Here is a 15,067-nt window from a genome sequence, read left to right as displayed (position 1 = left end):
CTCCTAATCAAACCAAATATCCTCTACTATTTCACTACATCTCAATGAATTAATTTTAAATTCATCAGGTTTAAAATTTAAAGTTAAATTCATTTTAAGCTTCAAACTTTTATCATCATTTTTTAAACAAAGATAAACATTCGAAAATCCAGTATTATCTTCAAGATTCAAAATTTTATCCTTTAAAGAATAAAGAAGATATGAATCATTTAATCTTTCATTAGAAAGTTTAATATAAAGATTATTAATCTTATTAAAAGAAATATCTTTAATATTTAAAACTTTTTCAACAATTATTGAAAATCTATCCCTATTAAATGTCATCTTACCTACAACACCAATCACATCACCCTCAATAAACAAATGTTTATATTTCTCATAACTTTCAGTAAAAACTACAATATCGATCACACCTTTAAAATCTTCAATAACACCAAATGCCATCTTAGTATTATTTCTTTTAGTATGAATAACCTTTATTGAATTAAGAATACCAGCAAATTTAACAGTACTATTCTTCTTAATAGCAAGATCTTCTAAAACATTAAAATCTGTAAAGCGCTCTATTTCTGCTTTATAAGGGTCAAGAGGATGTCCAGAGACATAGAATCCCAAAAGCTCTTTTTCAAATCCCAAAAGTTCAGGATAAGAATATTCTTCAAATATATCATAACTAAAACTTTTATGAGTAATATCTTGTGTTCCAAAAGTAGCAAACAAACTACATTGACCAAACCTTTTATCATTTTTATCTTTCGTTACAACATCTATTAATCTGTCAAAATTTTCAAAAAGTGTTCTTCTATTTTGCCCAAGACTGTCAAAAAGTCCAGACTTTATTGCAGCTTCAAGAAATTTTCTATTTATAACTTTATCATCTACTCTTCTAATAAAATCTTCAAAAGATTTATATTCTCCATTCTCTTGCCTCTCAGTAATTATAAGATCAACCATTGAACCACCAATATTCTTAATCCCATTAAGACCATAAGAAATATTAAAATCCACCACACGAAACTCTTTAAAAGACTGATTTATATCGGGTTTTAAAACATTTATACCCATTAACTTTGCTTCTTCAATATAATAAGATAGTTTTTCAGTGTTATTAATCTCATTTGTTAAATTGGCTGCCATAAAATTTTCAGGATAATTAGCCTTAAGATATGCTGTTTGATAAGCTATTAAAGAGTATGCAGCTGCGTGAGATTTATTAAATCCATAATTAGCAAAAGGCTTTAAAAGCTCAAATATATCACTTGCAAGGCTTTCATCATAACCTTTACTAATAGCACCTTTTATAAAGTCAACCTTCATCTTATTCATTTCATCTTCTTTCTTCTTTCCCATTGCACGCCTTAAGATATCTGCTTTTCCAAGAGAAAACCCGCCAATAATCTTTGCAACTTCCATCACTTGCTCTTGATAAACAATAACTCCATAAGTTGGTTTTAAAACTTCCCTCAAGTCTGGATGAGGATATCTAATTCGCCTAGTCCCTGTCTTAGCCGAAATAAATTGAGGTATAAATTGCATAGGACCTGGACGATAAAGTGCATTTAAAGCAATTAAATCCTCAATACTATCAGGTTTAGCTTCCCTTAAAACTTGCTGCATACCTTCAGATTCAAACTGAAAAACAGAAGCACTACGTCCCTCAGAAAGCATCTTGAAAGTCTTAGGATCACTATCAGAAATATTAGCAATACTAAAATCAGGCTTAGTAAGCCTAATAAGATTTTCTGCATTCTTTATTAAAGTTAATGTCTTAAGTCCAAGAAAATCCATCTTTACAAGACCACAATCCTCTAATAAATCCATGGTATACTGAGTAGAAACCGTGTTTTGCTTATAATCTTTATAAAGTGGAACACAATCTGTTAAAGTTGTCCTAGCAATTACAATGCCTGCTGCATGAGTTGAAACATGTCTATTCATGCCTTCAAGAACAAGTGCCGCATTCATCAATTCGTCATAAATAGGCCCCTTATTTAAATATGCACTTAAAGACCCATCTGCAAAAACTTCTTTTAAGGAAACCTTTGGCCCATCAGGAATAAGCTTAGTAAGCTCATTGGATTCAGAAAAAGGAATATCTAAAACTCTTCCCACATCCTTAAATACAGCTTTAGGCTTTAAAGTTCCAAAAGTAATTATCTGTGCAACCCTATCCTCACCATACTTGCTTGTAACATACTTTATAACCTCATCTCTACCTTCAAAGCAAAAATCAATATCAAAGTCAGGCATAGATACACGCTCAGGATTTAAAAATCTCTCAAAAAGCAAATTATATTTTAGAGGATCAATATCTGTAATTCTAAGAGCATATGCAACAATAGAACCAGCTCCAGATCCACGCCCAGGACCAACAGGAATACCATTATCATGTGCAAATTTAATAAAATCCCAAACAATTAAAAAATACGCTTCAAATCCCATCTTGATAATCGTTGAGAGTTCATAAAAAGCACGATCTTTAATGCTATCATTTATATTTCCATATCTAAATTTTAAACCTTCAAGTGTCAAATGTTCCAAATACTGACTAAGGGTAACAAATTCATTAGGCACCTGATATTCAGGAAAAATAGGACCTGGAAATTGGATCTCAAATTCATTACATTTTTCAGCAATTTTCAAAGTATTTGCTAAAGCTTCTGGTAAATCCCTAAATAGTTCATACATCTCTTCTTGAGATTTAATATAAAATTCATCAGTCTCCATTTTAAGTCTATTAGGATCGCTTATCTTAGCACCTGTTCCAATACATACCATAATATCTTGAGCCTTTGCATCTTCTTTATTTACATAATGAGAATCATTCGACACAGTTAGTGGAACATGAAGTTCTCTAGAATAGGCTATTAATTTTTCATTAACTATATCCTGTTGTTTAATACCATGACGTTGAAGCTCAAGATAAAAATCATCACCAAAAACACTTTTAAACCAAAGAATTTCACTCTTTGCATCATCAAATCTACCTGCAATAATTAATTGAGGAATAATCCCACCAATACATGCAGATGTGCAAATAAGACCCTGAGAATATTTTTCAATATCACTCTTATCTATCCTTGGACGATAATAAAATCCCTCAAGATAGGAAATACTTGTCAGCTTCAATAAATTCTTATAACCTAATTCATTCTTTGCAAGAAGAATTAAATGATAATAAGGTCTTCCAAGCTCATCATTTTTCTTTATATGCTTTGCCGTGCTTGACATATAAGCTTCAATACCAATTATGGGATTTATTCCTTCTCTTTTTGCTTCCCTATAAAACCTAATAGCACCAAAAAGATTGCCATGATCTGTCAATGCAATATGGGACATATTACATTTTTTTGCCTTTGCCACAATATCTGTAATCTTGGCAGCTCCATCTAGGAGAGAATAATCTGAGTGCACATGCAAATGAACAAATTCAACTTTTAAATCCATATCCATACTTATTTTATCAAAATAAAATCTGATTTTTAATAGGGCATACCTTAAACTAAAACAAAATATTAAATAACAAGCATGATTATTGCAAATCACCTATAAAACAATCCAAACCCATACTTCATGGAATCAATTTAAATTGCTACTAAAATATTTAACTTAATATTTCTAGAAACTAAATCCAAAATACTCAATTATAAAAATCATTAATCAATATACCTAACAAATAGTCAAACTTCAGATAATTATTAATATAAAATAATAACAAACTTAATAATTAAAGACATGCTTTTATTAACCCTACAAAAAGTTTAGCTGGACTCTCCAATCTTGTAATCAGCTCAGGATGAAATTGACAAGCTACAAAAAACTTATTATTCGGTATTTCTATCATTTTTACTATCCGGGAATCTTGAGAAAATCCAGATACAACAAGTCCATGATTATTAAATACATCAAGATAGTCATTGTTAACCTCATACCTATGTCTAAATCTTTCAAAGATCATTTCACTTCCATAAAGTTTAAAAGCAATCGTACCTTTCTTTAAAAAAACAGGATGTCCTCCAAGTCGCATTGTAGCACCCTTATCTTTCAGTTCCTTTTGACCAGGCAATAAATGAACAACAGGACTAATAGATCTGCATGTAGCACCATCATCAGAAAAATTTTCTTCAGTATCAGCATCAAGTATTCCACAAACATTACGAGCGAATTCAATTACTGCAAGTTGCATACCAAGACAAATACCAAGAAAAGGAATATTATTTTCACGAGCATATTTAATTGCACGAATTTTACCTTCATATCCTCTACCACCAAAACCACCAGGCACTACTATACCATCTATATTCTTCAACATCTCCTCATTAAAATTGGTACTATCAATTACAGTTGTCTTAACCAACATATCTAAATTAGCAGACACATGCGTTAAAGACTCAAATATTGATGCATAAGAATCACCAAGCTCAGTATATTTACCACAAATAGCAATATTGACTACCTTCTTAGGAAATACAAGATTTTTCTTTATTATATTAACTAATCGATCAAGACTATCCACTTTGGGCTTAACATTTATTTTTAATCTTGATCCCAAAATTTCATGTAATCCTTGTTTATAAAAAGATAGAGGGATTTCATAAATAGTAGAAACATCAACATTATCAATAATAGATGAAGCATCAACATTACAAAACATTGCTATTTTTTGTCTTATCTGGTTTGTTAAAAGTTGAGAATTTCTAGCAATAATTAAATCTGGAAAAATTCCAGCTTTATTTAAAGTCTTTACACTCTGTTGCGTAGGTTTAGACTTTTGTTCATTTATCCCAACAGGATTTGGAATATAAGTCAAGTGAACAAAAGCAATATTATCACTCCCAATGTCATATCTTATCTGTCTCATTGTCTCAATAAACAAAATGTTTTCCATATCCCCTACAGTACCACCAATCTCAATTACTAAAAGTTCACTGCCCTCATCTTCAGCAATCCTAAAAATCGTTTCTTTGATCTCATTAGTAACATGAGGAATAAGCTGTACAGTCCGTCCTAAATATTTCCCTTGTCTCTCATTTTCAAGAATATTTTTATATATTTTGCCCATCGTAATGTTCCAATTAGATTTAGAATTCAGATTCAAAAATCGCTCATAATGACCAAAATCCATGTCAACTTCCCCACCATCATTGAGAACAAAAACCTCTCCATGCTCCACAGGATTAATAGTACCAGGATCAGTATTCAAATAACCATCACACTTAATTGGTGTTATCTTCAAATTATCCTTAAATAACCTTGCGATACTTGCTGATGTAACTCCTTTACCTATCCCAGAAATCACTCCACCTGTTACTACCAAAATCTTTAGATTATCTATCATTAACACCCTCCAAAATAAATTCAAACAACCAATGCCAATGTCTAAAATACCTTAAATCAAAATCTTTAGCACCATAACAATTACAAAAAAACTTACAATTTTATCCATAAACATAATTTATATAAAAAAATTACCTTTAAAATATCATTTTAATAAAAAATGCTAACTATGAAAATCAATAATCACTTTATTCATAAATAAGCAGTAGTCACCATAACTCTAATAATGATAAATATACAACAACTAAAAATCCCAATAATAAAAAGAATAGTATTGCAAAAAAAATATTAATTCCAATAAAATACTCAAACAAGCCTGAATATTTAAGTTACCTAAACTTTTAAGAACAAAATATGCACAACTATCTATAAAACCTGCAAAAAGAATGAAAATAAATTAAATCAATAATACCCTTTATTGAAATCACTAAAATTAGTTTTTAATCTCAAATAAATATTTATCAACAAAAAACTTAAATAAACCAAACAAATATCTATCTAAGGTTGAAACAGATAGAAATAAACAAAATACATCTCTTCATGCAAATCATGAATTAATTTATAATGATCAAACATTCTGCATACATAAATAAGATAAAACAAATCTCCAAAATACAATAAGAAATCACCTTGTAGAAATAGAAAAGCAGTGAATCAGTACCCCCCCCCTAAAAAATTCCTAAAAAAATGTGGAAAAAAGTAAGAGCTAAAAAATTGAAATAACAAAATAAAAATATAATTTTTTATCGTAAACAAAATCACAAATAAACAGATTAAAAAATCTTTTTAAACTAAACATCTGCTAAATCCTTTACCTTAGTGCTAATAATATATAAAAAGCAAAAATCAAGTTTAAAATCATTATCACAAGCTCCAATCTCAAAATAAATCTACTTAAATCCACTTTTTTCTTGTTCATAATCAACCTCTTTCCAACCTAATTTATATACAATCCTTAACTTCACAGTTATTCTTAATATAAGAAACTGAATTTGAGAAAAGAGTATTATTATTCCCAATAATATTCAAATGATCTACAAAATCTCTAACACTAACTATTTTGTCTTCCATCTCACTTGAAATGCCCCCTAAAAACACTCCTTGAAGCAATACCACAACCATTTGTTAATTCATCAAAGATCAATATATGAACATCTGTAGCAATAGAAAAAGTAATAACACTCTTTTCCTTCTGACCGTATGAAAAAGACATAAATTTGAGATTAACATCTACCTCAAATTTCAATAAGTATATTCCATAAATCTTTTTCTCTAAAACTTGGACAAAATCTATACAAAGACTCATAACAATCATTTAAAGAAATATTGGGCAGCTTAAATTCTTAAAACACAAAAAATAAATTCATCAAATTCAAAGGCTATATTTAGAAAAACTTTTGAAGAATCAAATAAAACTCACCTCCCCCCCCCCTTTTAACGAATTTAAAATCTCACCACTAATAAAAGTTAAGCAAAGTAGTTTTTTCCATTCCACTCTTTTTACAATAATCAAGCAAGTCTGTGACTGTGAAAAAGTTAAGTTTAATCCCGAATAAACCTTACTCTTACCATACTAAAATGAAACATCTATAAAGTCTATTTTTAATTAAAACTCTCTTCATACTTATTGTAAAAAGAGTCTATAATAAATACAAGGACAAAAAACTGATTCTTTAAAAAAACTCTATAAATAAAAAATTAACATAAATCTCACACGCACTCATACACCAAACCCTTAAAAAGTAATTATTGACAAAATTTGAAACTCTCTAAACAAAATATAAGTAAACTCCAAATAATATAGTTAAGAAACTTACATAAGTTTAAATATACTATATAATACAAATCAAAGAATAGATAAAGCAACCCAAAATAAGGAGTTTAAATGATTAAAATAATTAGCCTTGGGGGTGGAATAATCAATCCTGATAAAATCAACATAGAATATATTAAAAATCTTAGAAATCTTATTTTCAAATGGGTAAAAGAAAGTAATAGAAGAAAAATCATCTTAATAACAGGAGGTGGAAAAATAGCAAGAGAATATCAAGATGCTTATAAACAAATCAATCCTAAGTTTAAAAATCATGAACTTGATAAGATTGGGATAATGGCAACCAAATTAAATGCCACACTTATTAAGAAAGCAATGCAACCATTATGCATTGACAATATTGTTAGCGATCCCACTCAAGATTTCCATTTTAAAGGACAAATATTAGTTGTATCAGGATGGAAAGCAGGATTCTCAACAGATTATATTACTGTAAAGCTTGCCGAAAAATTTAAGTCAGATGAAATAATTAATTTAACAAATGTAAGCCAAATTTATGATAAAGATCCAAACAAATTTGATGATGCAAAAGGATTAAAAAACATTACTTGGAAGGAATTACAAGACATTGTTGGAAAAAACTGGGAACCTGGTGCAAATCTGCCATTCGACCCAATAGCAACTAAACTAGCATCAAAGCTTAGTCTTAAGGCTTATGTACTAAATGGAATTGACCTTCAAAACTTAAAAAAAGTTTTTGATAAAAATGATGATTTTTTAGGCACTATTGTAGTAAAATAAGACTATTACCGGTATGGCGGAATTGGTAGACGCGTCAGACTCAAAATCTGATGAGGGCAACTTCGTGTCGGTTCGACTCCGACTACCGGTATTTACATTTACTTAAATAAGAAATTAAGCTTATACCAAGCCATGCTATAGAAAAAAATACAAATATAACTTGCTACAAATATTAATAAACTTGACAAAACAAATAAAAAATTATTAATACCTATAAAAATTTAAATATTCAAGCTCTCAATAGCATATTTATAAATCAAAATAAGATTCATAAGATCATTTTCCTTAATATATTCATTAATTTTATGAGCTGTATTATCTGCTCCTTTAAATAATGGACCAAAAGCAACACAATTCTTTAAAGCCCTTGCATAAGTTGCACCACCAATAGAAATAGGTATAGCACCTATCTCGCCGGTAAATTTCTTATAAACCTCAATCAAAGACTCAACAAAACTTAAACCAGAATCAACATAAAGAGAATCAAGACAAGATACTTCATGATAATCTAAAGAATATGAATTTAAAGCTTTCTTTATTAAATCCACTAATCCTTCTCTCTTATAACTTACAGGATATCTCATATCAAAAGATAAAATCTGATTAGATGTCTTAGACAAACTAATTTTTGTCAAGCAAAGAGTAAGCTTGCCAGATTTTGAGTCTTCTAAGACTTCACCAAACAGTTTTTCACCATTAATAGTAAAACCTATTTTGTCTTTAAAAAAGTTAATAAAATTGGCTTTTACATCTAAATAATTAATAATAGTTAGGGCATAAGGAGCAACATTAACACCAATCTCAGGTAATGAAGCATGGGCAGAAATTCCTTGAATTATAACATTGTTCTCAAAAAACTTATATTTAACCTTACCCTCAAAACTATCAAGTAAAATTCTAAAATCACATTTATTAAAATCACCAAGCTCAAAAGAACACTCATCAGGAATCACATTATATCCAAATCCAAGACCAAAATTCATAAAAAATTTCTCATCACTAATAACATCAAACTGTAATAACCCCTTCTCAGCATTAACAACAGGAAAATTACCATCAGGCGTAAAAGAAAAGTCAGGAATCTCTTCCCTAATCTTATACTGCTCAATACAACGCCATGCGGTTTCTTCATCTGTTCCAAAAATCACCCTAAATCTTTTCTTCAAAAAAGTACCCTCTGATACTAACAATTTAAAAGCATAAAGAACAGCCATCAAAGGTCCCTTATCATCAAAACATCCCTAGCATAATACCTTGCCATCTTTAAAACTAAGCTTAAAAGGATCTGCATGCCAATTAAAAACATTTCCAGCATCAACAATATCATCAATGTGAGTTAAAACACCTATAAGTTCGTCGCCTTTCCCTATATCAGCAAAACCATAATATCCATCCCTGACCTTAAAAACTTCAAAACCAATATCTTGAGCTATTTCTAAAACTTTATCCAAACACAAATCAATCTGTTCCCCAAAAGGCTTATTTTTTGAATAAGAAGCAGCAACACTATTAAATTTGACTAATTCTCCTAAATGAAAATAAAATTGTTCCTTTAATTTAAAACTCATAATACTAAACCTTAACCATAGTTTGGAAACAAAGACTAAAATATTTTTGATATTGTTTGCATAAGAGTGTCAGGATTGAAAGGTTTAACAAGCCAACCAGTTGCACCAGCTTTACGTCCCTCATCAACCTTTGACTGCTCAGACTCAGTAGTCAAAACAAGTATTGGAACAAAACTTCCAAATTCTCTTATCTGCTTAATAAGCCCTATTCCATCTAAATTAGGCATATTAATATCCGTAATAACAAGATCAAAATCTTTATCACTCTGTCCAACAGCTTCCTTAAATTTTGACACACCCTCTAACCCATCCTGGGCCTCAGAAACTCTAAAACCATTCTGCTCTAAAATGTAAGCAACACTTTGTCTAATAGCTCTATTGTCATCTATAACTAAAATTTTTTTCTGCATTCAATCCTCCTAAAACCATATAAAAGTATACAAAAGTCAAAATAAAATTACACTACCCTCATCAAATGAGAGCACATCTCTTTCATCTTCAATAAGAGACAATAAATATTTTTTATGAACAAATAAAGTAAATCTATTAGCAATTCTGCGAATAAACTCCTTGTCCTCAATTTCAACACAATCAAAACCATTTTTCAACAATTCTGAATCAAGAATACCATTAATATCATCGTCCATTTTAACTAAAGTCTTTTCAAGATTCAAAAGATCCATTTTTAAATTCTCAATATTCTGAATATCTAATTTTATTTCTTCGAATATTTCCAAGAACTGAACTGGAAATATCTCATAAGATAATACTTGATCAACAGCAATCTTTTTTATCTCAAAAATATCATTCTTTAACTCAATAAATAATTTTTTAAACCTGTTAAAATAATTTTTTTCAAGATAAAATCTATTATCACAATCCTTTACAACTTTTTCAAAGAAAAATATTATTTGAGTTAAGAATTCTCGTCCTTTAGTAATATTGAGCTCAATATTACTAATAACTTTTGACATCTCAGAAATATTACTCTCCATATCCTCAAGTTCAACTCTTTTTACAACCTCTATTTTGGAAGCTATATTAATGTTTTGGAACCTAGAAGAAATAGCTGAAATATTTGAAAACATAAATTCCAAAGACTTAACAATCTTAATCTGCTCATAATAAAGATTTAAAAAATCAGCATTATTTTTCTCAACGTCATCAATTCTTTTAAGTAAACTTGATAAAATAATCGAAAAAGATTCTACTGATCTTGAAATATCAACATATAAAGAATTATCTGATTTTAAATCATTAATAACACTAATAGAAGAAATGGATGCATCAAGAAATCCTTCAAAAGCCATAAAATTTTCATCCAATTTAGCAATAACATCCTTAATTATCATCTTGGATGAATCTGTAAAAACAGACAAAACTTTTAACTTTTGAATTTCATTTATATCTCTAAACCTTAAAATATCAACGCTTGAATACATAATATTTAAATGATGCAAAGACTGAGTAAGTCTGTCTTGAAACTGTAAATAAGATACGGCATTTACAAACTTAGATCTCAAATCATTAAGTATGCCTAGTATATTATCATAAAAGGCAATAACTTCTCCTATCTCTCCTGAAAATTCATCTATATTTTTAACCAAACTATCCTTAAACTCTTCAAGAATTTTATTCTCAGCAGTATTATTTTCAAGTATCTGCTCTTTAGCACGATCAAGTCCAACTTTAATATCTCTACCCCTACTAGTCAGCTGATCTGCTTGCTTAATCATAGATTGGGTCAAAGTTTTAATCTCATTTGTAATATAAGAAAAAGCCCCTCCCGCTCTCCCAGCTCTCATAGCAACAGTTAAAGTATTAATGGACATTATTTCCATATCAATAGAACTTTTTTTCATCTTTTCAATGACATCTTCAAGAATCTCTATATCCTTGACTTTATCCCTTATTATGCTGAACTGAGTTTCAAGCAATTTAGCTGACGAATTAAAATAAGATACAAAATCATCCAATACCCTTAGTACTTTAGAGATAAAATTATTTAAAGAGTAATCATTATCAATATCAAGATTAGAAATAAAACCAATATTAAAAGATAAATCTTTAACATCTTTAGAAAGCTTCTCTATTAATTTAGGAATTGATTTACTTAAACTGGCATAAATTTGTTTTGAACGATTATCAAAAATTTCAAGCTCAGAAAATAATTTATTAATATGCGGATTAATATCTAAAAGTTTATTATTATCTTCCATTAAGATCTCCTCAAAATATATTCAGATATCTTATTCAAAGGAAGAACTTTATCTACAGCCCCTATTTTTATTGCCTCCATAGGCATACCAAACACCACAGATGTTTCCTGATCTTGAGCAATGTTATATGCACCACTTTTCTTCATCTCAAGCATACAAAAAGCACCATCATCTCCCATCCCCGTAAGCATAACTCCAATAGCATTCTCTCCAGCATACATAGCAGCAGAACGGAATAACACATTAACAGAAGGCTTATGTCTACTAACCAAAGGACCATCTAATAAATTAACAAAATAATTACCATTAACATACTTCACAATTAAATGATAATGACCATTTGCAATTATTACAAGACCGGGTCTTAAAATATCTCCATCTTCAGCCTCTTTCACATCAACTTCAAGTTCATTATTCAAACTTTTTGCAAAAGATGTTGTAAATCCCCCTGGCATATGTTGAACAATAACAATTGGAGGAGAGTCTCTCTTAAAAATCTTTAAAAAAACTCTTAAAGCCTCAGTACCACCCGTTGAAGAACCAACAAAAATAACTTTTCCGGTTTTATTTTTATTAATAACACCTTGATATCTCAAAACAACATCTGGATCATTCTTAGGAGCAACATTAATAACATCTGAAACTTTATAGCTTTTTGTTATACCAGAACTATCCATATCGGATTTCTTTCCCTCAGACGTATCAAAAAAATTAGGAGCTTTAATTATTTTAGCTGCAGACGAAGCAATAAATTTATTATTAGCTAGTTTTAGGACCTCAGATTTTATTAAAGCCAAGTAATCACTCCGAAATAAATTAATTGTAAGCTTAAAGTTAAGTTTATTTATTATTAATTTAATTCTATCTTGCTTAGACTCAAGAAATCCAAAATTTGGAGAAACTTCATTTTGCACTATAAAAACAACAGGAAGTAAAATATTATTAAGAACATTATTAAGAGCAGTTCCAAAATGCGACTTAGCTGTATTTTCATCAACAATAACCAAATTAGGAAATTTTTGTAAAAAAACATTAATAAGATTTAAAGAATTAGAACCCGGATTTAATATCTCAACACCCGCATCCTTAGAAAAAACTTTAACAAAAACTTGCCTTATAAGACCTTGAATATCAATTATCAATATTTTCACATTACTACTCTTTTATATAAACCTACCTTATAAAACCTCAAAATATATTATAAATATACTATCTTATAGCCCTAGTTATTGCATCAATATCAATCACTAGCGCTAGACTACCATCTCCAAGTATTGTAGCTCCAGAAACTCCTTCTGCTTTAGAATAGATTTTACCTAAAGTCTTTATAACAGTTTGATGTTGCCCTAATATCTCATCAACCACAAGCCCTATTTTACCACTATTTGTATTAACAACGACAACATGTTCACTATAACTCCTTTCCTCAGATATCCCAAAAAACTCTCGCAAACGTATAAAATTAATCATACCACCTCTGTAATTCATCACATTACCATTATTTTCAAGCCCATATACTTTAGAAACCAATTTATCTGCCTCAAAACAAGATTCAACACTAGAAATAGGAACTATAAAATGATCATCCTTGACTCTAATTAGCCAGCCTTCAATAATTGCCAAAGTCAAAGGAAAAATCAACTTTGTTCTAGTATATTTACCAAATTCACTCTCAAGAACAACATTTCCTCTAAGAGACTCTACCTGAGTTCTAACAACATCCATTCCAACACCACGTCCCGATATATTAGTCACAACATCAGCTGTTGAAAATCCAGGTTCAAAAATTAAATTATAGACATCTGTAGTGGATAAAGCTTTTGAAGTAGCCTCAGATATTATATTTTTCTCTATAGCCCTCTTAATTATCTTACGCTTATCAAGTCCTTTACCATCATCCTCGATAGTAACAACCACAGAATCACCTGACTGATATGCAGAAAGCTTAATTGTACCTTTTGAATCCTTTCCTAATTTTAGTCTCTCTTCAACTGACTCAATTCCATGGTCAATTGAATTTCTTATTAAATGTACTAAGGGTTCATTTAATCTTTCAATAATACTTTTATCAAGAACAGTATCACCACCTTGAGTATTATAAAGAATTGATTTGCCAAGCTGATCAGATAAATCCTTAACTACTCTTTGAAATTTTACAAATAAAACTTCAATAGGAACCGTCCTAAGTCCTGTAGTATAATCTCTAAGTTCATTAATAAGAAAAGAAAACTCAGCTGAAATTGAATTTAAAACATTAAGATTACTATTCTCAGCTTCCTTTGCCAACTTAGATTGAATCGTAACAAGCTCACCAACAAGATTTACTAAATGATCTAATTTTTTCGAATCAACCTTAATACTTGCAATGTTTACTTTACTCCTTGCAGTATCATCATTAAAATTAGCTCCACCGACCTTAAAAGCAGCCTTATTATATATTTCTTTTGATGATGAAATCTGACTTTCTTTAGAAAAAATATCATCATCACTATTTTTATCTAAATTATCTACTAAAGAATCAAGCTCAAAAGCTTTAGAAATTTCATAAGACATGTCAACTTCTTCAACAATAAATCTTGACTGTCCATCCAAAAACATAAAAATATCTTCTATAGCACTTTTACTTTCTTCTGTTTCTAACTTAACTTCCCACTCAACATAAACATTATCAGCAGATATTAACTCCAAATTAGGAATATTTTTAACGTTAGCCCTAACCTGCCCACTTCCTAAATTTAATAATTTTTTTAAAAAATTGATGGGTTTATGCCCATGAAATAAAATTCCCTTTGAAGGTGAAAAACGAACTCTATAAAACTTAGTCTCAATATTTAAAGCCTCATCTTCAAATTTATCTTCCTCTAAAGATGTACCCAAGACAGCTCCTTGAGAACCTAAATTACTAGAAGAACTTATCTCCTCTTCTCCACTAAAAGTTAAAACCAAATCTTTACCAAATCCAACCCCTTTTTTTATTTTATCTATTAAAAATTTTTCACGATCTTTATATGCAATCTCATCAATAGCCTCATCTCCTTCAATTAGCTCCCGAATAAAATCAACTGCCATTAAAGTAGCATCAACAGTATTCTGATTAAATACATCAAATCCGCCCTTTATAGGATCAAGAACCGTTTCTATTTCATGCACAAGAGAAGCTGTCAAATTAAAACCAAACATTCCAGCACTGCCCTTTATTGTATGAAAATTCCTAAAAATAGAATTAATAACCTCTTCTCCTGATTCAAACTCAATATTAAGAAGTGCTTGCTCAATATCTGAAATATTCTCTACAGACTCCTCTTTAAAAGAATCTTTAAATTTATCAATAATATCATTGCTATTCATACAATGCCCTTAAATACATA

The 15,067-nt window shown here is 29.7% G+C and carries 9 protein-coding genes, 1 tRNA gene and 3 pseudogenes; 2 read left to right on the top strand and 11 right to left on the bottom strand.

Annotation, left to right across the window (positions count from 1 at the left end; translation table 11 throughout):
- Nucleotides 1–3 precede the first annotated feature (3 nt).
- The 4 genes from dnaE to K5Q05_RS04315 form a co-directional block, all read right to left on the bottom strand.
- Complete coding sequence (gene dnaE, locus K5Q05_RS02835) at nt 4–3,447, bottom strand: DNA polymerase III subunit alpha (RefSeq protein ID WP_025443614.1); 3,444 nt, start codon at nt 3,445–3,447, stop codon at nt 4–6.
- Nucleotides 3,448–3,727: 280 nt separating this feature from the next.
- Nucleotides 3,728–5,338, bottom strand: a complete 1,611-nt coding sequence (gene pyrG / locus K5Q05_RS02830; protein WP_025443615.1) for a glutamine hydrolyzing CTP synthase — start codon at nt 5,336–5,338, stop codon at nt 3,728–3,730.
- 941 nt (nt 5,339–6,279) lie between these two features.
- Complete coding sequence (locus K5Q05_RS04320) at nt 6,280–6,408, bottom strand: hypothetical protein (RefSeq protein ID WP_255315119.1); 129 nt, start codon at nt 6,406–6,408, stop codon at nt 6,280–6,282.
- A gap of 1 nt (nt 6,409) precedes the next feature.
- On the bottom strand, nt 6,410–6,643 hold the full coding sequence (locus K5Q05_RS04315; protein WP_232515440.1) for an ATP-binding cassette domain-containing protein: 234 nt from the start codon (nt 6,641–6,643) through the stop codon (nt 6,410–6,412).
- Nucleotides 6,644–7,222: 579 nt separating this feature from the next.
- Here K5Q05_RS04315 and pyrH point away from each other — a divergent pair.
- Nucleotides 7,223–7,912 (top strand): UMP kinase, encoded by a 690-nt coding sequence (gene pyrH, locus K5Q05_RS02820; protein WP_025443617.1) that lies wholly within the window; start codon nt 7,223–7,225, stop codon nt 7,910–7,912.
- Nucleotides 7,913–7,919: 7 nt separating this feature from the next.
- Nucleotides 7,920–8,003 (top strand) — tRNA-Leu (locus tag K5Q05_RS02815).
- 130 nt (nt 8,004–8,133) lie between these two features.
- Here the strand turns inward: K5Q05_RS02815 and K5Q05_RS02810 are convergent.
- The 7 genes and pseudogenes from K5Q05_RS02810 to K5Q05_RS04385 all read right to left on the bottom strand — a co-directional run.
- Nucleotides 8,134–9,141, bottom strand: a pseudogene (locus K5Q05_RS02810) (Sapep family Mn(2+)-dependent dipeptidase); the annotation flags it as partial.
- Between the two features lie 12 nt (nt 9,142–9,153).
- Nucleotides 9,154–9,480, bottom strand: a complete 327-nt coding sequence (locus K5Q05_RS04310; RefSeq protein ID WP_232515442.1) for a hypothetical protein — start codon at nt 9,478–9,480, stop codon at nt 9,154–9,156.
- A 35-nt stretch (nt 9,481–9,515) separates the two neighbouring features.
- The gene (locus tag K5Q05_RS02805; protein ID WP_020954939.1) at nt 9,516–9,890 is read right to left on the bottom strand and encodes a response regulator; all 375 of its coding nucleotides are present in this window, start codon (nt 9,888–9,890) and stop codon (nt 9,516–9,518) included.
- 36 nt (nt 9,891–9,926) lie between these two features.
- Entirely contained in the window at nt 9,927–11,699 is a 1,773-nt protein-coding gene (locus K5Q05_RS02800) for a BB0569 family chemotaxis protein (protein ID WP_025443618.1), read from the bottom strand.
- Nucleotides 11,699–12,850: a CheB methylesterase domain-containing protein gene (locus K5Q05_RS02795; RefSeq protein WP_025443619.1), complete on the bottom strand. Its 1,152-nt coding sequence runs from the start codon at nt 12,848–12,850 to the stop codon at nt 11,699–11,701. The genes K5Q05_RS02800 and K5Q05_RS02795 overlap by 1 nt, the downstream gene beginning before the upstream one ends.
- A gap of 58 nt (nt 12,851–12,908) precedes the next feature.
- A pseudogene (locus tag K5Q05_RS04375) lies at nt 12,909–14,102 on the bottom strand (chemotaxis protein CheA); the annotation flags it as partial.
- A 173-nt stretch (nt 14,103–14,275) separates the two neighbouring features.
- Nucleotides 14,276–15,047, bottom strand: a pseudogene (locus K5Q05_RS04385) (Hpt domain-containing protein); the annotation flags it as partial.
- Nucleotides 15,048–15,067 lie beyond the last annotated feature (20 nt).

The organism is Borrelia miyamotoi, assembly GCF_019668505.1.
GTDB classification, from domain to species: Bacteria; Spirochaetota; Spirochaetia; order Borreliales; family Borreliaceae; genus Borrelia; species Borrelia miyamotoi.
This window is presented reverse-complemented; position numbering and strand designations above follow the sequence as displayed.

Bases quoted from the DNA above. Each gene is read 5' to 3' on its own strand.
- dnaE (WP_025443614.1), bottom strand. From the start codon at position 3,447: ATGGATTTAAAAGTTGAATTTGTTCATTTGCATGTGCACTCAGATTAT.
- pyrG (WP_025443615.1), bottom strand. From the start codon at position 5,338: ATGATAGATAATCTAAAGATTTTGGTAGTAACAGGTGGAGTGATTTCT.
- K5Q05_RS04320 (WP_255315119.1), bottom strand. From the start codon at position 6,408: ATGGAAGACAAAATAGTTAGTGTTAGAGATTTTGTAGATCATTTGAAT.
- K5Q05_RS04315 (WP_232515440.1), bottom strand. From the start codon at position 6,643: ATGAGTCTTTGTATAGATTTTGTCCAAGTTTTAGAGAAAAAGATTTAT.
- pyrH (WP_025443617.1), top strand. From the start codon at position 7,223: ATGATTAAAATAATTAGCCTTGGGGGTGGAATAATCAATCCTGATAAA.
- K5Q05_RS04310 (WP_232515442.1), bottom strand. From the start codon at position 9,480: ATGAGTTTTAAATTAAAGGAACAATTTTATTTTCATTTAGGAGAATTA.
- K5Q05_RS02805 (WP_020954939.1), bottom strand. From the start codon at position 9,890: ATGCAGAAAAAAATTTTAGTTATAGATGACAATAGAGCTATTAGACAA.
- K5Q05_RS02800 (WP_025443618.1), bottom strand. From the start codon at position 11,699: ATGGAAGATAATAATAAACTTTTAGATATTAATCCGCATATTAATAAA.